At 37.6% G+C, this 20,756-nt stretch carries 16 protein-coding genes and 1 tRNA gene; 16 read left to right on the top strand and 1 reads right to left on the bottom strand.

Going from position 1 to position 20,756, the window contains the following annotated elements; genetic code table 11:
* Positions 1 to 3: 3 nt before the first annotated feature.
* From FORMA_RS06610 to FORMA_RS06650, 9 genes are all read left to right on the top strand, one after another.
* Complete coding sequence (locus FORMA_RS06610) at positions 4 to 1,797, top strand: cytochrome c oxidase subunit I (RefSeq protein WP_069674915.1); 1,794 nt, start codon at positions 4 to 6, stop codon at positions 1,795 to 1,797.
* A gap of 73 nt (positions 1,798 to 1,870) precedes the next feature.
* On the top strand, positions 1,871 to 2,893 hold the full coding sequence (gene ruvB, locus FORMA_RS06615) for a Holliday junction branch migration DNA helicase RuvB (RefSeq protein WP_069674916.1): 1,023 nt from the start codon (positions 1,871 to 1,873) through the stop codon (positions 2,891 to 2,893).
* A gap of 3 nt (positions 2,894 to 2,896) precedes the next feature.
* Complete coding sequence (gene queG, locus FORMA_RS06620) at positions 2,897 to 3,823, top strand: tRNA epoxyqueuosine(34) reductase QueG (protein ID WP_069674917.1); 927 nt, start codon at positions 2,897 to 2,899, stop codon at positions 3,821 to 3,823.
* A 65-nt stretch (positions 3,824 to 3,888) separates the two neighbouring features.
* Positions 3,889 to 6,165, top strand: a complete 2,277-nt coding sequence (locus tag FORMA_RS06625; RefSeq protein ID WP_069674918.1) for an NADP-dependent malic enzyme — start codon at positions 3,889 to 3,891, stop codon at positions 6,163 to 6,165.
* Positions 6,166 to 6,237: 72 nt separating this feature from the next.
* Positions 6,238 to 6,819, top strand: a complete 582-nt coding sequence (gene ruvA, locus FORMA_RS06630; protein ID WP_069674919.1) for a Holliday junction branch migration protein RuvA — start codon at positions 6,238 to 6,240, stop codon at positions 6,817 to 6,819.
* 5 nt (positions 6,820 to 6,824) lie between these two features.
* Positions 6,825 to 14,165 carry a T9SS outer membrane translocon Sov/SprA gene (gene sprA / locus FORMA_RS06635; RefSeq protein ID WP_069674920.1) on the top strand — a complete coding sequence of 2,447 codons (7,341 nt, stop codon included), beginning with the start codon at positions 6,825 to 6,827 and terminating at the stop codon, positions 14,163 to 14,165.
* A 23-nt stretch (positions 14,166 to 14,188) separates the two neighbouring features.
* A complete protein-coding gene (gene gcvH, locus FORMA_RS06640) occupies positions 14,189 to 14,569 on the top strand; it encodes a glycine cleavage system protein GcvH (RefSeq protein WP_069674921.1) in 381 nt (126 codons plus the stop codon).
* A complete protein-coding gene (locus FORMA_RS06645) occupies positions 14,562 to 14,945 on the top strand; it encodes a VanZ family protein (protein WP_069674922.1) in 384 nt (127 codons plus the stop codon). Before gcvH ends, FORMA_RS06645 begins: the two co-directional genes overlap by 8 nt.
* Positions 14,946 to 14,989: 44 nt before the next feature.
* Positions 14,990 to 15,709: an energy transducer TonB gene (locus tag FORMA_RS06650; RefSeq protein ID WP_069674923.1), complete on the top strand. Its 720-nt coding sequence runs from the start codon at positions 14,990 to 14,992 to the stop codon at positions 15,707 to 15,709.
* 47 nt (positions 15,710 to 15,756) lie between these two features.
* On the opposite strand, the gene FORMA_RS06655 is transcribed toward FORMA_RS06650, so the two are convergent.
* The gene (locus FORMA_RS06655; protein ID WP_069674924.1) at positions 15,757 to 16,203 is read right to left on the bottom strand and encodes a retropepsin-like aspartic protease; all 447 of its coding nucleotides are present in this window, start codon (positions 16,201 to 16,203) and stop codon (positions 15,757 to 15,759) included.
* Positions 16,204 to 16,255: 52 nt separating this feature from the next.
* Here FORMA_RS06655 and FORMA_RS06660 point away from each other — a divergent pair, with 52 nt between their 5' ends.
* From FORMA_RS06660 to FORMA_RS06690, 7 genes are all read left to right on the top strand, one after another.
* The gene (locus FORMA_RS06660) at positions 16,256 to 17,023 is read left to right on the top strand and encodes a TatD family hydrolase (protein WP_069674925.1); all 768 of its coding nucleotides are present in this window, start codon (positions 16,256 to 16,258) and stop codon (positions 17,021 to 17,023) included.
* A 4-nt stretch (positions 17,024 to 17,027) separates the two neighbouring features.
* Positions 17,028 to 18,056 (top strand): asparaginase, encoded by a 1,029-nt coding sequence (locus FORMA_RS06665; protein WP_069674926.1) that lies wholly within the window; start codon positions 17,028 to 17,030, stop codon positions 18,054 to 18,056.
* A 64-nt stretch (positions 18,057 to 18,120) separates the two neighbouring features.
* A tRNA-Ser gene (locus tag FORMA_RS06670) sits at positions 18,121 to 18,208 on the top strand.
* A 157-nt stretch (positions 18,209 to 18,365) separates the two neighbouring features.
* On the top strand, positions 18,366 to 19,142 hold the full coding sequence (locus tag FORMA_RS06675) for a MotA/TolQ/ExbB proton channel family protein (RefSeq protein WP_069674927.1): 777 nt from the start codon (positions 18,366 to 18,368) through the stop codon (positions 19,140 to 19,142).
* Between the two features lie 35 nt (positions 19,143 to 19,177).
* On the top strand, positions 19,178 to 19,618 hold the full coding sequence (locus tag FORMA_RS06680) for a hypothetical protein (RefSeq protein WP_069674928.1): 441 nt from the start codon (positions 19,178 to 19,180) through the stop codon (positions 19,616 to 19,618).
* 2 nt (positions 19,619 to 19,620) lie between these two features.
* Entirely contained in the window at positions 19,621 to 20,223 is a 603-nt protein-coding gene (locus FORMA_RS06685; protein WP_069674929.1) for an ExbD/TolR family protein, read from the top strand.
* A 28-nt stretch (positions 20,224 to 20,251) separates the two neighbouring features.
* Positions 20,252 to 20,731, top strand: coding sequence for an ExbD/TolR family protein (locus tag FORMA_RS06690; protein WP_069674930.1), 480 nt, complete (start codon positions 20,252 to 20,254; stop codon positions 20,729 to 20,731).
* Positions 20,732 to 20,756 lie beyond the last annotated feature (25 nt).

A 20,756-nucleotide genomic window follows, 5' to 3' on the forward strand; every position in this document is an offset into this window, starting at 1 on the left:
ATTATGTCAGCACATGTAGATAACCATACACACGAAGACGATCACGGACACCACCACAAAGAAACCTTTGTGACAAAGTATATTTTTAGTCAAGATCATAAAATGATTGCAAAACAATACTTGATCACCGGGATCATTATGGGAATTATTGGGATTTTGATGTCTTTATTGATGCGTATGCAAATTGCTTGGCCAGAAAAACCGAATGCAATTTTCGAAGCTTTACTTGGAAAGTGGGCGCCAGGCGGAGTAATGGATGCCGATATTTATTTGGCTTTAGTTACAATTCACGGTACTATTATGGTCTTTTTTGTTTTAACCGCAGGGCTTAGTGGAACTTTTAGTAACCTATTGATTCCATTGCAGATAGGCGCAAGAGACATGGCCTCAGGGTTTTTAAATATGGTTTCTTACTGGCTATTTTTTCTATCTAGTGTTATTATGGTTATTTCTTTCTTTGTCGAAACTGGACCTGCCGCTGCTGGATGGACTGTATACCCACCCTTAAGTGCACTGCCATTGGCTCAAGGTGGCTCAGGTGCAGGGATGACTTTGTGGCTTGTTTCGATGGCTATTTTTATTGCCTCTTCACTTCTTGGGTCACTAAACTATATTGTTACTGTTTTGAACCTTAGAACTAAAGGAATGTCAATGACAAGACTGCCTCTAACCATTTGGGCGTTCTTTATCACTGCCGTCATTGGTGTGGTTTCTTTCCCCGTTTTGTTATCAGCAGCATTGTTGCTTATCATGGACCGAAGTTTTGGAACCTCTTTCTTCCTGTCGGATATTTTTATTCAAGGTGAGGTGCTGCATTATCAAGGAGGATCACCTGTCTTATTTGAGCATTTATTTTGGTTCCTTGGGCATCCAGAAGTTTATATTGTATTACTTCCTGCTTTAGGGATTACTTCTGAAGTGATTGCAACAAATGCACGTAAACCAATTTTTGGATACAGAGCGATGGTAGCATCAATTATTGCAATTGCATTTTTATCAACAATAGTCTGGGGTCATCACATGTTCATCTCAGGGATGAATCCATTTTTAGGTTCAGTCTTTACTTTTACAACATTACTTATTGCCATCCCATCGGCAGTAAAAGCATTTAATTACATAACCACTCTTTGGAAAGGAAATCTCCAGTTGAATCCAGCAATGCTTTTTTCAATTGGTCTGGTATCAACATTCATAACAGGTGGACTAACAGGAATTATTCTTGGCGACAGTGCTTTAGACATCAATGTTCACGACACTTATTTTGTAGTAGCTCACTTCCATTTGGTAATGGGTATTTCTGCATTGTATGGTCTTTTTGCTGGGGTATATCATTGGTTCCCAAAAATGTTTGGACGTATGCTTAATAAAAATTTGGGATATATTCATTTTTGGGTAACTGCAGTTTGTGCCTATGGTGTATTTTTCCCAATGCATTTTATAGGAATGGCAGGTCTTCCAAGACGATACTATACAAACAGTAACTTTCCGCTTTTTGATGATACTCAAAACGTACAGATTTTGATTACAATTTTTGCTTTAGTAGCAGGATTGGTACAATTGGTGTTTTTATATAATTTCATACACAGCATGTTCTATGGAAAGAAAACAGTGAAGAACCCTTGGCGATCCAACACTCTAGAATGGACTGCTCCTATTGAGCATTTCCATGGCAACTGGGAAGGTGAAATCCCACATGTTCATCGTTGGGCTTATGACTACAGTAAACCAGGACATGATGAAGATTTCGTACCTCAAAATATTCCTCTTAAAAAAGGAGAAGAAGAACTACAACACTAATTGTTAGTTACTTACTAATATATTTAGAAAGCCTTTCTTACACGAGAAAGGCTTTTTCTTTATATTTGTTATTATGAATGAACACCTTGACCCATCAGACGAGAATTTATCATCTGAGGAACACGATATCGAAAAAGCGTTGAGGCCATTAACTTTTTCCGATTTTTCGGGACAGGAACAAGTACTTGAAAATTTACAGATATTTGTAAAGGCTGCAGTAGAACGAGATGAAGCACTGGACCACACTCTTTTTCACGGACCTCCAGGGTTAGGAAAAACTACTCTTGCTCACATCTTAGCAAATGAACTAGGTGTGGGTATCAAGGTTACTTCAGGGCCTGTTTTGGACAAACCAGGAGACTTAGCAGGCTTACTTACTAACCTAGAAGATCGAGATGTATTGTTCATTGATGAAATTCATCGGTTGAGCCCTATAGTTGAAGAGTATTTATATTCCGCTATGGAGGATTATAAAATTGACATCATGATCGAATCGGGACCAAATGCCCGCACTGTTCAAATTAATTTAAATCCATTTACCTTGATAGGTGCTACCACCAGATCTGGCTTACTGACAGCGCCAATGCGTGCTCGTTTTGGCATCAGCAGTCGCTTAGAATATTACTCTACTGAGCTTCTTTCAACAATTCTTCAGCGAAGTGCCCAAATCCTGAACGTACCAATTAGCTTTGAAGCAGCCATTGAAATTGCTGGGCGTAGTCGAGGTACACCTAGAATTGCAAACGCATTACTAAGACGAGTTAGAGATTTTGCTCAAATTAAAGGCAATGGAAAAATAGACATTGAAATAGCAAAATTTGGCCTTAAGGCACTCAATGTTGATGCCCATGGATTAGACGACATGGACAATAAAATTTTGACAACAATAATTGATAAGTTTAAAGGCGGTCCAGTTGGAATAACTACTATTGCCACGGCGGTTAGTGAAAGCCCAGAAACCATTGAAGAGGTTTATGAGCCCTTCTTGATTCAACAAGGATTTATCATGCGTACACCAAGAGGAAGAGAAGTTACTGAACTTGCCTATAAGCACCTTGGTCGTCAAAAAGGAGATTATCAAACAGGACTGTTTTAGACCATGTCAAAAAAGACACAGTACACTAACCTTATTAAAACCGAAGCAAAACGCCTCGGTTTTTTATCTTGTGGCGTCAGTAAGGCTGAATTCTTAGAAGAAGAGGCCCCTAAATTAGAGTCTTGGTTAAACCAAAATAAGCATGGAAAAATGCAATACATGGAAAACCACTTTGATAAGCGTTTGGATCCCACACTATTAGTTGAGGGGTCAAAGAGTGTGGTTTCGCTTACGTACAATTATTTTTCGGAGCAGCTTCAACACGATTCAGAAGCCCCAAAAATAAGCACCTATGCTTATGGTATGGATTATCATTATGTTATAAAAAATAAGCTGAATCAACTTTTAGAATTTATAAAAGAAGAGATTGGAGATGTTCACGGCCGTGCTTTTGTTGATTCTGCTCCAATTTTGGAAAAAGCTTGGGCTAAAAAATCTGGCTTGGGCTGGATTGGGAAACACAGTAATATGTTGACCCAAAAAGTGGGCTCTTTTTACTTTATTGCTGAACTTATTATTGATTTGGAATTAGAGCCAGATCATGCTGTGACCGATCATTGTGGAAGCTGCACTGCTTGTATTGATGCCTGCCCAACAGATGCAATCACTGAGCCTTACAAAGTGGATGGCAGCAAGTGTATTTCGTATTTTACCATCGAATTAAAAGAAAATATTCCAACAGAAATGGGGGGTAAACTAGATAACTGGATGTTTGGATGTGATGTGTGTCAGGATGTTTGCCCATGGAATCGTTTCTCTAAACAACACAATGAACCTCTTTTTAACCCCAAGCCAGAATTGCTTTCTATGACCAAAAAAGATTGGGAAGAAATTACACAAGAAACATTCAATAAAGTCTTTAAAAATTCTGCAGTAAAACGCACCAAATATAGCGGACTTACACGGAATATAAGATTTCTAAACCAGTAAGCAATCTATATTTTTATGAGTCAATTGCGTCTAACTTTGTATCTTTAACCCTTTAAATTTATTTTATGTCAAAACGCACAAGACACGACTTAGAAGCTTTAGCTTATCATGCCAAGCCAAACCCTGGGAAAATTCAAGTAGTTCCTACTAAAAAGTATGCCACCCAGCGTGATTTAGCTCTTGCGTATTCTCCTGGAGTTGCAGCGCCTTGTCTGGAAATTCAACAGAATCCAGCTGAAGCTTATAAATATACGTCTAAAGGAAATTTAGTTGCAGTTATTTCAAATGGAACAGCAGTTTTAGGTCTTGGGAATATTGGCCCAGAAGCGTCTAAACCTGTTATGGAGGGCAAAGGCCTTTTGTTTAAAATTTTTGCTGATATTGATGTTTTTGACATTGAAGTTGATACGGAAAATATTGATGAATTCATCAACACAGTTAAAAATATTGCACCCACTTTTGGAGGGATAAATCTTGAAGATATAAAAGCTCCTGAGGCTTTTGAAATTGAAAAACGTCTCAAAGAAGAATTGAATATTCCAGTGATGCATGACGACCAACATGGCACTGCTATTATCTCTGCTGCAGCTTTAATTAATGCTTTAGAGTTGGCAGAAAAACAAATTGAAGATGTTCAGATTGTAGTCAGTGGCGCGGGAGCTGCAGCGATTTCTTGCACCAGATTATACATGTCTTTTGGTGCCAAGCGCGAAAATATCGTTATGCTCGACAGCAAAGGGGTTATTCGTCAAGATCGCCCTTCACTTACTTCTCAAAAAGCTGAATTTGCAACGACTAAAAAGATAGATACTTTGGGCGATGCAATGCATAATGCCGATGTATTTATTGGTCTTTCTACATCCGATATTGTCACACCTAAAATGCTAAATTCTATGGCCAAAAATCCTATTGTTTTTGCTATGGCTAATCCTGATCCAGAAATCACTTATGACTTAGCTATAAAAACAAGAGAGGATATAATTATGGCTACAGGAAGAAGTGATACACCGAATCAAGTCAACAATGTTCTTGGATTCCCGTTTATATTTAGAGGCGCGCTAGATGTTCGCGCCACCACCATCAATGAAGCTATGAAAAAGGCTGCTGTAGTTGCCTTGGCAGAATTGGCCAAAGAGCCAGTACCTGAGCAGGTTAATATAGCCTACGGAGAAACTCGTCTAACTTTTGGAAGTGATTATATTATTCCTAAACCTTTTGATCCTAGATTGATTGCCAAAATCCCCCCTGCTGTAGCCAAGGCTGCAATGGATAGTGGTGTAGCCCAATTTCCTATTCAAGATTGGGAAAAGTACGAAGAAACCTTATTGGATCGAATGGGCGCGGATAACAAAATTGTTCGCTTATTGTTCAATAGAGCACGACTAAACCCTAAACGTGTTGTTTTTGCAGAAGCTGATCAATTGGATGTGTTGAAAGCAGCACAAATTGTGTATGAAGAAGGAATTGCACATCCTATTCTTTTGGGCAATAAAAAGCAAATAGAACGGCTTAAAGAACAGCTTGAATTTGAAGCAGATGTACCAATTATAGATCCAAAAGACGAAGATCATATCGAACAGAAGAACAAGTATGGTGAGGTGTTTTGGAAACAACAAGAACGCAGTGGTCAAACGCTTTTGTCAGCTCAGAAACTCATGCGCGAGCGAAATTATTATGCAGCAATGATGGTTAATGAAGGAGACGCCGATGCGTTAATAACGGGCTATTCAAGAAGCTATCCATCAATTGTAAAACCAATGCTAGATTTGATCGGATTAGCACCAGGATCAACCCGTATTGCAACCACCAATGTTATGATTACGCGCAGAGGACCATTATTTTTGAGCGACACCGCAATCAATATTAACCCAACTGCTCATGATTTAATCAAAATTACTCAAATGACTTCAGGGGTTATGAAAATGTTTGGAATTACACCTGTGATGGCGATGCTTTCATATTCTAATTTTGGCTCATCTAAAGACCAGACAGCGACCAAGGTTCGCGAAGCAGTTTCTTATTTACACCGTCGTCATCCTGACTTGTCGGTCGATGGTGAACTCCAGACAGATTTTGCGCTTAATAGCGATATGCTGAGAGCTAATTTTCCGTTTTCAAAACTCGCCAATAAAAAAGTAAATGCACTTATATTCCCCAATTTAGAATCGGCAAACATCACATATAAATTGTTGAAAGAACTCAACAAGGCGGAGTCAATAGGGCCTATTATGATGGGGCTAAGAAAACCAGTCCATATTATACAATTTGGCGCTAGCGTAGATGAAATTGTCAATATGACGGCGGTAGCAGTGATTGATGCACAACAAAAAGAAAAGAAGTGATTTTAAGTCCTTCTAATTTCTTCTCAGAATATACTATAATTTTAGTACATTTGAAATTCTAAGTTTTGTAACATGATCACTCACATAAGTGGAAAGTTAGTTGAAAAATCTCCAACAAATGTTGTGGTTGATTGTAACGGAATAGGCTATTTTATTCACATTTCACTTCATACATTTTCACAGCTAACAAACGATGAGCATGTTAAGTTACTCACCCATTTTCAGGTTAAAGAAGACGCACATCAATTGTATGGTTTTGCAACATCAGCTGAGCGTGAAATATTTAGACTTCTAATCTCTGTCAGTGGGATTGGAACAAATACAGCACGAACTATGTTGTCTTCATTGACGCCCAAACAAGTACGTGAAGGGATTGCCACCGAGGACGTCGCATTGATTCAATCGGTCAAGGGGATTGGTCTTAAAACAGCCCAGCGTGTTATCATTGATCTAAAAGATAAAGTCCTTAAAATTTACGATATTGACGAAACTGTTGCTCTTTCAAACAATACAAATAAAGATGAAGCGTTATCAGCACTGGAGGTCTTGGGATTTGCTAAAAAGCAATCGGACAGAGTTGTTGCGAAAATTATAGCGCAACAGCCCAACGCTACTGTAGAAATAATCATCAAAGAGGCTCTAAAAAATTTATAAAAATATTGAAAATTTTCAATCTTAAAATAAATCTCAACAGCTACGCTGTTTTAACTTTTCTCAGCTTAAGTAGTGTTTTATGGGCACAACATACCCCTGTTGTTCGTGATTCTACGTCGACCACATTTTCATTTAGAGATCTTAGTACACCAGACCCCAGTAGTGTTGTCTCTAAATACACTTATGATCCGATTACAGACCGCTATTACTACACCTCAAAAGTTGGTGATTTCAATATAAAATTTCCAGTAATTCTCACACCCCAAGAATTTCAAGCCTTGGTTCAAAGGGAGAATTTGAAAAGTTATTACAAGGAGAAGCTAGATGCTTTTGATGGCAAAAAGGAAGGATCAGAAGCTGCCAAGAGGAATTTAATTCCAGATTTGTACGTGAATTCCAAAGTTTTCGAAACAATTTTTGGCGGAAATGTCATTTCAGTTGTTCCTCAGGGATCTGTTGAAATGGATCTTGGGGTAATGTATACTAAACAAGAAAACCCCGCTTTTTCACCAAGAAATCAAAGTAATTTTACTTTTGATTTTGATCAACGTATTAGCCTTAGCTTGATGGGGAAGGTTGGGACTCGACTACAGGTCAATGCGAATTATGATACTCAATCAACCTTTGATTTTCAAAATTTATTTAAAATTGAATTTGACCCAACTGCAGCAGCAGCAGAAGAGCTCTCTAAAAATAATACAATTGGTGGAGGAGTAGCTAAGGCATCTGATTTAAAAAATAAAACCAATAACGGTAAATCTTATAGCGGCAATGAGGATACAATTTTGAAGAAGCTTGAGGTTGGTAATGTAAGCATGCCGCTCAACAGTTCACTTATAAGAGGCGCTCAGAGTTTGTTTGGGGTTAAGGCACAGTTACAATTTGGTAAAACAACAGTTACGGGGGTATTCTCAGAACAGCAATCCGAAACACGAAGTATTGTAGCTCAAGGAGGAGGCGCACTTCAAGAGTTTGATTTTTTTGGATTGGATTACGATGAAAACAGACATTTCTTTTTAGCTCAATATTTTAGAGACCATTACGATGAAGCTCTTGAAAATTATCCGTTTATAAACTCTCAAGTTCAAATCACAAGAATAGAAGTTTGGGTAACTAACAGAACTAACCAGACACAAAATGTTCGTAATATTTTAGCTCTCCAAGACTTAGGAGAATCCTCAAGAATTGGGTTAACTGTCCCGCCAGTTGATTTTATCAATGTTGGACCTAATGCATATCCAGACAATGCAAATAATGACTTTGACCCTAACACTATTGGCGAACCAGGATCACAACTTACAGAATCCGTTCGAGATATAGCAACTGCACAATCTGGATTTTTAACATCAGGAGTCAATGAAGGGTTTGACTACGGAAAACTGGAAAATGCAAGAAAATTAATTGAAGGAAATGAGTACAGGGTCAATACACAGCTGGGTTATATTTCACTTAACCAACGCCTTCAAAACGATGAGGTCTTGGCTGTCGCTTTTCAGTTTACCGTTGGAGGCGAAGTTTATCAAGTTGGTGAGTTTGCTAATGATGGTTTGAATGCTACTGAAGTTAGCACTGATTTAAACACGGGGAATGAGATTGTGAACAACCAAAGTCTTGTCCTTAAAATGCTAAAAAGCGCAGTGACCAATGTAGACCTACCTATTTGGGATTTGATGATGAAAAACGTCTATGACACTGGCGCATACCAATTGTCCCAAGAAGACTTTAAGTTAAATATTTTTTATAATGAAACCTCATCCTTAAATTTCATTACACCTGTAGATGGAACACCATTCCCCACTCCGGTTGCTAATCAAGACCCTATCAACGATATCCCATTGATTCGCCTTTTTAATTTTGACCGACTGAATTTTAATAATGATCCGCAGAACAATGGGGACGGTTTTTTCGATTTTGTACCTGGGATAACAGTGATTCCACAAAATGGAAAAATTATTTTCACTAAAGCGGAGCCTTTTGGTGCTTATTTATTTGAAACTTTAAGGTTGGATCCTTCCGAAAACTACCAGGCTGACGAAACGCTTCCTGGGGCGTACAATGCGAATCAGGCCAAATATGTATATAGATCTTTATATACGAGTACAAAAACAGCGGCCCTTCAAGATAGCGAGAAAAATAAGTTTCAAATTCGAGGACGTTACAAATCTAGTGGAGGCTCTGGGATTCCTATCGGAGCATTTAATGTCCCAAGAGGCTCGGTTAAAGTCACTGCAGGGGGGCGTGTGTTGGTTGAAGGGGTCGACTACACCGTGAATTATCAAATAGGAACGGTTCAAATATTAGACCCATCCCTTCAGTCGTCCAATACGCCAATTCAAGTCTCTGTTGAAAATAATTCTGTTTTTGGGCAACAAACAAGACGTTTTACAGGGTTTAACGTAGAACACCAATTCAATGAAAATTTCGTATTAGGGGCAACACTTTTAAATTTAAATGAACGCCCAATAACTCAGAAAGCAAATTACGGTACCGAGCCGATCAACAACACGGTTATAGGCTTTAATGGAAACTATTCTACAGAACTGCCCTTTATGACGCGAATGGCAAATAAACTTCCAAATATTGACACTGACGCAACTTCTAATTTATCACTGCGCGGAGAATTTGCTTACTTAAAGCCAGGCGCACCTAAAGGCACTGATTTTAATAATGAGGTAACTTCTTATATTGACGATTTTGAAGGCACCCAAAATGGGATTAGTTTACTCACACCACAATCTTGGTTTTTGTCAAGTCGACCAAAAGGATTAGGACGGTTATATGCACAAGGAAACGAAGATGACAACGGTTATCAAAATGGTTTTGACAGAGCTCTTTTGAATTGGTATACTATAGACCCAATTTTCTATAGTTCCCAACGCCCCGGAGAAATTTCAGATGACGATGTTTCAGACCTTTACACACGACGTATTTTTATTGATGAGCTATTTCCAGAAATTGATTTGGTAACAGGTCAATATACGGTAATTAACTCTTTAGATTTGGTTTATAGGCCCAGCGAGCGTGGGCCATACAATTACCAACAAGGCGCTGAAGACGGCATTTTAGATAACCCACAGAACAGTTGGGCTGGAATTTCAAGACAATTAACCTCTACTGATTTTGAACAAGCTAATGTAGAATATGTTGAGTTTTGGTTGATGGATCCCTTTTTAAATAATCCGTCAAATCCTGGAGGTAAATTGGTTCTTAACTTAGGGAATATTTCTGAGGACGTTATTAAGGACGGGAAAAAGCAATACGAAAATGGGTTGCCTAGTGATGGTGATGTAAGTTTGCTGCCTTCCTCTGTTTGGGGGACTGTATCTCCTCAAAATCAGTCCTTGATTTATGCTTTTTCGACTCAAGGGCAGGAGCGTAACAATCAAGATGTTGGGCTTGACGGTTATGATGATACTGAAGAGCGAAATACTACAGATGCTCGATTTACTTCGTTTTCGAATCTTGCCGATCCTGCAAATGATAATTATGCCTATTACTTAAACTCAAGTGGTGATATTTTTGAACGTTACAAGCGATACAATGGGCTTGAAGGAAACTCACCAGATATATTTACTGAAACTAACAGAGGATCTACCACACAACCCGATGTGGAAGATATCAATAGAGATAACACAATGAATACCATTGATAGTTATTACGAATACGAATTAGACATCACATCTTCGGCACTAAATAACCCAAATAGCCCATACATTGTTGACCGAAAATCGATTACAAATATCACGCTTCCAAATGGTTCTCAGTCGGGGGACATCAATTGGTATCAGTTTAGAATTCCACTTACTGAATTCACCAATGCTGTAGGAGGAATATCAGATTTTAGATCGATCCGCTTTACAAGGATTTATCTTAAAGAATTTACAGAAACAACAGTGTTGAGGTTTGGTACTTTTGATTTGGTGCGAAGCGACTGGCGACGATTTTTACAGTCTTTGGACAATGATTCAGATGCTGCTACTGCTTTGGAACCAACAGACTTTAGTGTCGGAATAGTTGGCATTCAAGAAAACGATGGCAGTTATGTTTCACCACCAAATGTTCAACGCGAGCAGCTTAATAACAACAACACTATTGTACGTCAAAATGAGCAGTCTCTTGTAGTTGATGTTTGTGAATTGGAGCCTCAGGACTCAAGAGCTGTTTTTAAGAACATCAATGTCGATATGCGCCAGTACAAAAAACTTAAGATGTTTATCCACGCGGAGGATGGTGAAGCGGATAGTTTTGAACAAGGCCAATTAGTTGCTTTTGTGCGTATGGGTAATGATTTTACACAAAATTATTATCAATTAGAATTGCCGCTTAGAAAATCATCTGGTGCGACTGGCGCCTCTGAATCTGAAGTCTGGCCTGAATACAACGAACTCAACATCCCTTTGGAATTTTTAGAAAAAATTAAAGCATTGGGGATTAGTCAAGGAACTTTAGTAAATGAAGACCCTACATTTTATGATATAATTGACGGGGAATTGCAAGAGACAGCTGTTGGGGAGTTTACTCCATTTTCTCTTGGTATTAACTCCACCCAATCTGAAGCGCCTTATGAGCAACGTATTGCAATTAAAGGAAACCCAAACTTTGGCGATATCCGCTCGCTTATGGTGGGGGTAAAAAATATTGGTTCTGCCGACCAATGCGCTGAGGTATGGTTTAATGAATTGCGCATTGCTGATATGGACAATGAAGGTGGCTGGGCAGCCATTATGAGTATGGATAGTAACATTGCAGATTTCATGAATGTCAATGCCACTGCAAAACGAAGCACCACGGGCTTTGGAAACATCGATCAAGGACCAAATGAGCGCAGTAGGGAAGATTTAAAACAATACGATTTTGTAACCAACATGAATGTTGGCCAATTATTACCCAAAAAATGGGGGCTTCAAATTCCATTCAATTACGGACAAAGTGAAACTTTAATTACTCCTGAATATGATCAACAGTACAAAGATTTAAAGCTTCAAAACCGCTTAGATGCCGCCGAAACAAATGAAGAGCGAGATCGAATTCGAATGCAGTCAGAGGATTACACTAAGCGCAAAAGCATCAACTTTATTGGGGTTAAAAAACAACGGACCGGAGATGCAAAACCTAGAATTTACGACGTTGAAAACTTAACACTCAACTACTCATACAATGAAATGAAACATCGTGATTTTGAAATTGAAAACTCTCTTGATCAGAATGTTCGCGTTGGGGCAAATTACGCCTATAGTTTCCAACCATTAAATTTTGAACCATTTAAGAAAAATGATTCTTTATTTACTGGAAAATACTGGAAAATTATTAAAGATTTTAATCTTAACTTATTGCCGTCAAACCTGACGATCAATTCCGATATTATTCGTCAATTCAATAGTCAAAAGTTTAGAGATGCTGATCTAGGAGCAAGTAATATTACGGTGGATGAGTTGATCCGAAGAAACTACACTTTTGATCTGGAATATACTTTAAACTATCAGCTCACAAATGCCTTAAGTCTTAATTTCACATCCTCTAACAATCACATTGTTCGGAACTATTTTATAAATGATGATTTGAACGGAGATCAGGACCCAAGCTTAGGAGTATGGGACCGTTTTTTCGACTTTGGGGACCCAAACCGGCATTCGCAACAATTGGGAATAAATTATGAATTACCGCTTTACAAAATTCCAACATTGAGTTTCTTGACTGCAAATTATTCGTACACAGGAGATTTTCTCTGGACCAAGGGATCAGACCTCTTCGGTCAACTCAACATAAATGGGCAGACTTATGATTTAGGAAATTCGATATCTAATGCAAATCAGCACAATCTCAATACCTCTTTTGATATGCGTAAGTTTTACCGCTATTTGGGATTAAAAACTTCTAGATCTTCGCGCCCATCACGTGTTCGGAACAGCTCCAGCACCAATTCTGGACGAACTGCATCAAAAAAGAAATTTAACATCAAAGACTTTGGGCTAGGATTACTGACGTCTATCAATAGAATGCAAGTCAACTATTCTGAAAGCAACAGTTCTTATTTGCCTGGCTATTTACCAACGCCTGGATTTGTTGGGACCATGAAGCCTACATTGGGCTACACTTTAGGGAGTCAGCGGGATGTTCGTATTGTTGCTGCTCAGAACGGCTGGCTTACAACATTCGATCAATTTAATCAGCAATATTCAGAAACACATAATGAAAACTTAGATTATGCCATAAATACCGAGCCTATATCAGACTTAAAAATCGATTTTACAGGGGGTAAAACTTATGCTACAAACTTTACAGAAAACTTTAATACCTCCGACACAAATGGTGATGGTTTAAGCAACACCTATAATTCACTAATTCAAAATACATTTGGGAATTTTAATATATCAACAGCGTTGATTCGAACAGCCTTTAGTCAAAGCGATGAATTCAATTCCGCTCCTTTTGAAGATTTCAAAAACAACAGATTGGTGATTGCCAATAGATTGGCTGAGGATTTTTACGGCAACACAGCTTATGCTACGGATGCTGAGGGATACCCCTTAGGTTTTGGTAAAAACAGCCAGTCTGTTTTGTTGCCTGCATTCTTGTCGGCTTATTCTGGAAAAAAAGCGAATAAAATTAGCCTAGATGCGTTCCGCGACATCCCAATTCCGAATTGGACTTTGAAATACACAGGGTTCATGAAAAATAAATGGTTTAAAAAACGTTTCAGGCGATTTTCCATTACGCATGGCTATAGATCTTCTTATACAATAAACCAGTTCCGTACGAATTTAGATTACAAAGCTGCTGATCCTAATTTGGATTATGCCTCTCAAAATTCAAATGTTTTAGATCAGTCTGGCAATTTCAAAGTTAAGACCCTGTTTAGTAATGTTAATTTGGTTGAACAATTTAGCCCCCTAATAAAAGTGGATTTCGAAATGAAAAACTCCATTAAGCTATCTACAGAAATCAAAAAAGACCGAAGCTTATCCATGAGCTTTGACAATAACTTGTTAACAGAAATCCAGGGGTATGAATATATTTTCGGATTAGGTTACCGCATAAAAGATCTACGTATCAGGTCGAAATTGGCGGGACCTCGAAAAATCATAAAGAGTGATTTGAATATGAAAGCCGATTTGTCTGTACGGAATAACAAGACAATAATAAGATATTTGGATTTAGACAATAATCAAGTGAGTGCTGGCCAAACAATATGGAGTTTAAAATACGCGGCTGATTATGCTTTTAGCAGCAATTTGACTGCTATATTTTATTTTGATTACGCATTCTCAGAATATGCAATATCTACGGCCTTTCCACAAACCACTATAAGGTCTGGATTTACTCTGCGATATAATTTTGGAAACTAATTTATACAATAACAATAGAAAAAATGAATGTACCTGATGAATTAAAATACACCAAAGACCATGAGTGGGTTAGCGCCAAGGGCGATATACTCACGATTGGGATTACTGATTTTGCTCAAGGCGAACTAGGGGATATCGTTTATGTTGAAGTAGATACATTGGACGAGATCCTCGAAGCTGAAGAAGTTTTTGGTACGGTTGAAGCCGTAAAAACTGTTTCTGATTTGTTCCTTCCAGTTGCTGGAGAAATTATTGAATTTAATGATTCGCTAGAAGATGAACCAGAAAAAGTCAATGACGATCCTTACGGAGCTGGCTGGATGATAAAGCTTAAATGTTCTAACCTAGCCGATCTCGAGGAGTTGATGTCTGCCGATGATTATAAAGCTTTAATAGGTGTTTAAAAAATCGCTGATCCACCTGTTGTCTATTGGTTATGCAATTTGCTTAGCCGTTGCGAGTTTGGTAGAAATAAACACTGAAGCCGCGTTCAGTATAAAGCATCAAGATAAAATTTTTCATTTTGCAGCCTACGCAGTGCTTTGCTTTTTGTTTTTTTTATCATTTTATTTGCTAGCACTAAACAAAAGTCTATTATATGCAGCCCTATTGGCCTTCACATTTGGCACAATTATTGAGCTTTTACAAAGTATAACGCCATACTCAAGAGTGTCTGATGTAGAAGATCTCTTTGCAAACACGCTTGGAATTTTGACAATGGTTATCATTTTGCGATGGAAAAAACAAACTGTTGTTAAAAAGCTCCAAACGTTTATGTAGTTTTATTTTTTTTAATTAATTTAACCCCCTTATTATAATACACAATGGAATCAAAGAAAAACCCAAAAGCAGATGTCAGTAGAAATGGCTCAATCTATTTCGCTGTTGGCTTGGCATTGATGTTGTTTTTAACGTACTCTACTCTTAATTACAAAACGTACGACAAATCTAATATCGACATTGGAAAACTTAATCTAGACGATGAACTTGACGAGGAAATCCCTATCATTGAACAAATTATTCCACCACCGCCACCACCTCCCCCTCCTGCGGCACCTGAAGTCATTGAAGTTGTAGAAGATGAGGAAGAAGTAGAAGAAACAGTGATCGAATCAACAGAAACTGATCAAGAGGAAGAGATCATGGAAGTCGAAGACGTTGAAGTCGAGGAAGTCATAGAAGATGTTGAGGTTCCTTTTGCTGTTATAGAGAATGTTCCAGAATATCCTGGATGCGAGCGCGGTTCAAACGCTGATAAAAGAAAATGCATGTCCGACAAAATCGCGAAGTTTGTTCAACGTAAGTTCAACACAGATTTAGCAGGCGACTTAGGGCTTTCTGGGCGCCAGCGAATAAGTGTCATTTTTAAAATTGATAAAAACGGAAATGTTACCGGTGTACGTTCAAGGGCACCACACCCTAGGTTAGAAAAAGAAGCAGCTAGAGTAATCAACATGCTGCCAAAAATGAAACCCGGTCGCCAAAGAGGAAAGCCAGTAATAGTACCTTATTCTTTACCGATTACTTTCCAAGTACAAGACTAGTCTGGTATAAATAGTATAAATTAAAATCCCGCCATTGGTGGGATTTTTTATTTCATGTATAGATAATTCTTGTCATAATCGATCACCGCGCTTCCATTCTTCAATACATCAGCCCCAATGATGACATCTACTGCAGCTAGATTTACAGCTTCAAATGCCGTATTGATTGGACTCAAATCTATCAATGCGATGATGCAGTTTTTCCATTGCCATTTGCCTAAATTTATTCGATTATTTTTAGATAGATTAGCATCAATATGTTCAGGACCAGCGCCTTTAGCTTTAATTGTTGTTTCTTTATAATCAAGCTTGTATTTTTTTGATAAATCTTTAGCTACAAAGGTTGTAGAAGCACCAGTATCCAAAATAAACCACCCTTTTACGCCATTAATTTTTGCAATAAGCTTGTAGTGGTTGCTTGAAGTAAAGTGAAGTTTTGTCTTGTGAAAATTATTTTCAGTTAAAATCTTCTCAATTGAGTGTTTATTTGTCAAGGCTGCTAAATATTTTAAACAAATATACTATACAAATCTGTACTTTTGTAGTATGATAATAACGGACACCCATACGCATTTGTATAGCGAATCATTTGAAGCAGACCAAGAACAGATGATTTCAAGGGCACTTCAAGCAGGAGTATCTCGTTTTTTTGTACCAGCCATTGACTCTACTTATTCAGAGGCAATGTATGCCTTGGAGCGCAAATACCCAAAACTTGTCTTTTTGATGACAGGGGTACACCCAACTCATGTAAAAGAAGATTATGAGGCCGAGCTAGAGCATGTTAAAAAAGCTCTGGAATCTCGAACATTTGTAGCCATTGGCGAGATTGGAATTGATCTGTATTGGGATAAGACAACTTTAAAACAGCAACAGGATGCTTTTCGGGCTCAAATCCAATTGGCGAAACATTATCAACTCCCAATAGTAATCCATTGTAGAGAAGCATTTGATGAAGTTTTTGAAATTTTAGAAGAAGAAAAATCAGAAGATTTATTCGGTATTTTTCATTGTTTTACAGGAACAATTGAGCAGGCACATCAAGCTATTTCTTACAATATGAAACTAGGAATCGGAGGAGTTGTGACTTTTAGAAACGGAAAAATAGATCAGTTTTTATCACAAATCGATCTTAAGCACATTGTTTTGGAAACCGATGCTCCTTATTTGGCCCCTGTTCCTTACAGAGGTAAACGAAACGAAAGTGCTTACATTATGGAGGTTTTAAAAAAACTATCTTTTATTTATGAAGAAAGTGAGGAGAACATTGCCAAAATAACCACTCAAAACTCAAGGGATATTTTTAAAGTATAATATCATGCGCGCAAACATATTATTGATCTACACAGGAGGTACCATAGGAATGATTAAAAATGCACAGTCCGAGGCGCTTCAAGCGTTCAATTTTGAGCATTTATTAAAAAGTATTCCCGAGCTCAAGCTAATAAACTGTTCAATTGACACCTTATCTTTTGATACTCCAATCGATTCGTCTAATATGAATCCTTTACATTGGATACATTTGGCTAAAACTATTGAAAATAAGTACACAGAATATGATGGGTTTGTAGTGCTTCACGGGAGTGACACTATGAGTTATTCGGCATCAGCCTTGAGTTTTATGCTTGAACATTTGAACAAGCCAGTGATTTTTACAGGGTCCCAATTGCCTATTGGGGATTTGCGCACAGATGCCAAAGAAAACCTAATTACCTCTATACAGTTGGCCAGTTTACAACAGAACAACACGCCCGTAATAAGAGAAGTTGGGCTTTATTTTGAGTATAAATTATACAGAGGCAATAGAGCTACAAAAATAAATGCTGACCACTTCGAAGCCTTTGCTTCCTATAATTTCCCACCCCTAGTCACATCGGGATTAAAGCTTCAGGTGCAACACGATTTATTGTTAAAAAATTTCACACAGGACAAATTGAAAGTTCATACGTCTTTAGACACTAATATTGCTTTAATTAAACTTTTCCCTGGAATTCAGCAGGCAGCATTAAAATCTATTTTAGAAACCCCAAATCTAAAAGGGGTAGTTTTGGAAACCTATGGCTCGGGTAATGCCACTACTGAAAAGTGGTTTTTAGATCTGTTAAGTAGTGCAATTTCTAAGGGCATTCACATCATTAATGTAACTCAGTGCTCAGGAGGAATGGTGCAGCTGGGGCATTATGAAACCAGCAAGCAGATGCGCGATATGGGGGTGATTTCGGCTAAAGATATGACTACCGAGGCCACTATCACAAAGCTGATGTATTTGCTTGGTAAAAGAGATGTAAAGGGAATGTTTCAATTGGTTTTTGAAACATCTTTACGTGGAGAATTAACCGAAAATTAAGAGAGTTTTACTTTCACAAGTAAACATTTTTTTATTTATTTGATCTCTTTTAAAAAAAGAAACTAGAGAGGTGGCCGAGTGGTCGAAGGCGCACGCCTGGAAAGTGTGTATACGCCAAAAGCGTATCGAGGGTTCGAATCCCTTCCTCTCTGCAATGCTTGGGATACAAATCTCTGTTATTCAAAAGGTAAGATTATAGAGGTTGTTAAAATAGATTCACAGTTAAATTTTATTTTTCTAGTGTATTTTTTTTTATATCTTTAGCAACCTATTAAAAACACTAATATTTATAAATTTAAGAATAGAACAATGAAAAAATTATTTCCAATTCTAGCTATCGCCCTAACGATGGCATTCGGGTCTGTATACGCAAGTACAAACACGAACATGAACACAACGACAACAACAATTGTTAGTCCAGTTCAAGATGATGCTTCTGCTGAACAAGTAGAGTCTTTAGGATTTCATCAAGAACTTAAGAAACGATTTATTGAAGGTGGTCCTGGATTCATGGGCATCGTTTTGTTATGTCTTATTTTAGGATTAGCCATAGCAATCGAAAGAATTATTTTCTTGAACCTCTCAACAACAAATACTAAAAAGTTAACTGAAGATGTAGAAGAAGCACTAGCTTCTGGGGGTGTGGAAGCCGCTAAAGAAGTATGTAGAAACACCAAAGGGCCAATTGCATCAATTTTTTATCAAGGTCTTGATCGTTCCAATGAAGATTTAGACGCAGCTGAAAAAGCCGTTGTTGCTTATGGTGGTGTTCAAATGGGACAATTAGAAAAGAACGTTTCCTGGATTTCATTGTTTATTGCTTTGGCGCCAATGCTTGGTTTTATGGGAACTGTAATTGGGATGATTCAAGCATTCGATAAAATTGAAGCTGCTGGAGATATGCAGCCATCGCTTGTTGCTGGAGGGATTAAAGTAGCACTTCTAACAACAGTATTTGGTCTTATCGTTGCAATTATATTACAGATTTTTTACAACTATATTATAGCAAAAATTGATAGCATTGTAAATAACATGGAAGACGCTTCTATATCATTGATGGATATACTTGTAAAGAACAAAAAATAACTCTACATAACTCATACTAAATCAAATAAATAATTATGGATTTACAAAAATTATTAAAGATTGTAGCTGCAGTTATAGGAGTCCTGTCTATCGTTTTTCTTATAAGTATCATCTCTACAGGTGATGATGCAATTAAAGCTGGAGAAGCCTCAACGAGTGTAAGTACTTTTATGTATGTAGCTTATTTTATATTAGCTGTTGCTGTTTTGGCCGTAGTGATTTTTACTGTCCTCAACTTGGTATCAAATTCAGTAGGATTAAGAAATACACTAATCTCAGTTGGTGCTTTTTTAGTGGTGGCTCTAATTTGTTATTTCATTGCTTCTGGAACAGAAACGGTTCTAAAAGACGGCTCTATCCTTACAGAAGGACAATCTAAGCTTGTTGGAGCGGGACTATATTTGTTCTATACTTTAGGGTTTGTTGCAGCTCTTACAATGCTGGTCTTCGGTATTAAAAAAACTCTTAATAAGTAATTATGGCTAAACGATCTGCACCAGAAGTTAATGCAGGCTCAATGGCCGACATTGCTTTTTTATTGTTAATATTTTTCTTGGTAACAACGACCATAGAAAAGGATTCGGGCATCAATCGAAAACTTCCACCAATGGAAGAAATAGAACCACCAATTATCAAGCAGAAAAATATATTCACGGTATTATTAAACGGAAAAGATCAATTGCTCGTTGAAGATGAACTCATGGAAATTGACGACTTGCGCGTTGCTGCCGTAGAGTTTTTGGATAATAATGGCGATAAAACATGCGATTATTGTCAAGGTAAAAAAGACCCCTCTTCGTCTGATAACCCTGATAAAGCAATTATATCTTTGAAAAACGAACGCGAAACATCGTATGCTGCATATATATCAGTACAAAATGAATTGGTTGCTGCTTACAATGTTTTAAGAAACAGACGCGCATTAGAAATTGGTCCAGGGCGAGGATTCAGAGATATGAATTTTGTAGAAATGCAAAAAAATTATAAAGATGCTCGATTTGTTGGAAACAAAGAGAAACTCAAAGCATTGATTGATCAAATCAAGTTAGAGTTTCCTCAAAAACTATCGGAGGTACAGTAGTAGTTTCACTATTTAAATAAAACAAAAGATGTCAAAATTTAAAAAGAAAAAAGACGGAGGACTTCCTGCAATTTCTACAGCTTCTCTTCCAGATATTGTATTCATGTTGCTGTTCTTCTTTATGGTTGCTACTGTGATGCGTGAGAACTCATTAAAAATACAAAATTCACTTCCCGTAGCTAATCAGGTTGAAAAACTAGACAAGAAAAATCCAGTGAGTTATATATACATGGGTAAACCAAGTTCAGGTTACGAAAAATTTGGATCAGAAGCCCGTATACAGCTCAACGATCAATTTGCCTCTCTATCTGAGGTTAGTGCATTTGTAAGCGCTGAAAGAGCTGCTTTGCGTGAGGAATTAATCCCTTTTTTAACGATAGCACTTAAGGTGGATCGAGAAGCAAATATGGGTATTGTTGGTGATGTTAAGCAAGAACTTAGAAAAGTTAATGCATTAAAAATAAACTATACAACTGGTGTTGGAGATGTTTCTTCTAATATGAATTAAATTTCACCAACTATTTTATTCATTT

It is taken from the genome of Formosa sp. Hel3_A1_48 (genome assembly GCF_001735715.1).
Lineage (GTDB): Bacteria > Bacteroidota > Bacteroidia > Flavobacteriales > Flavobacteriaceae > UBA3537.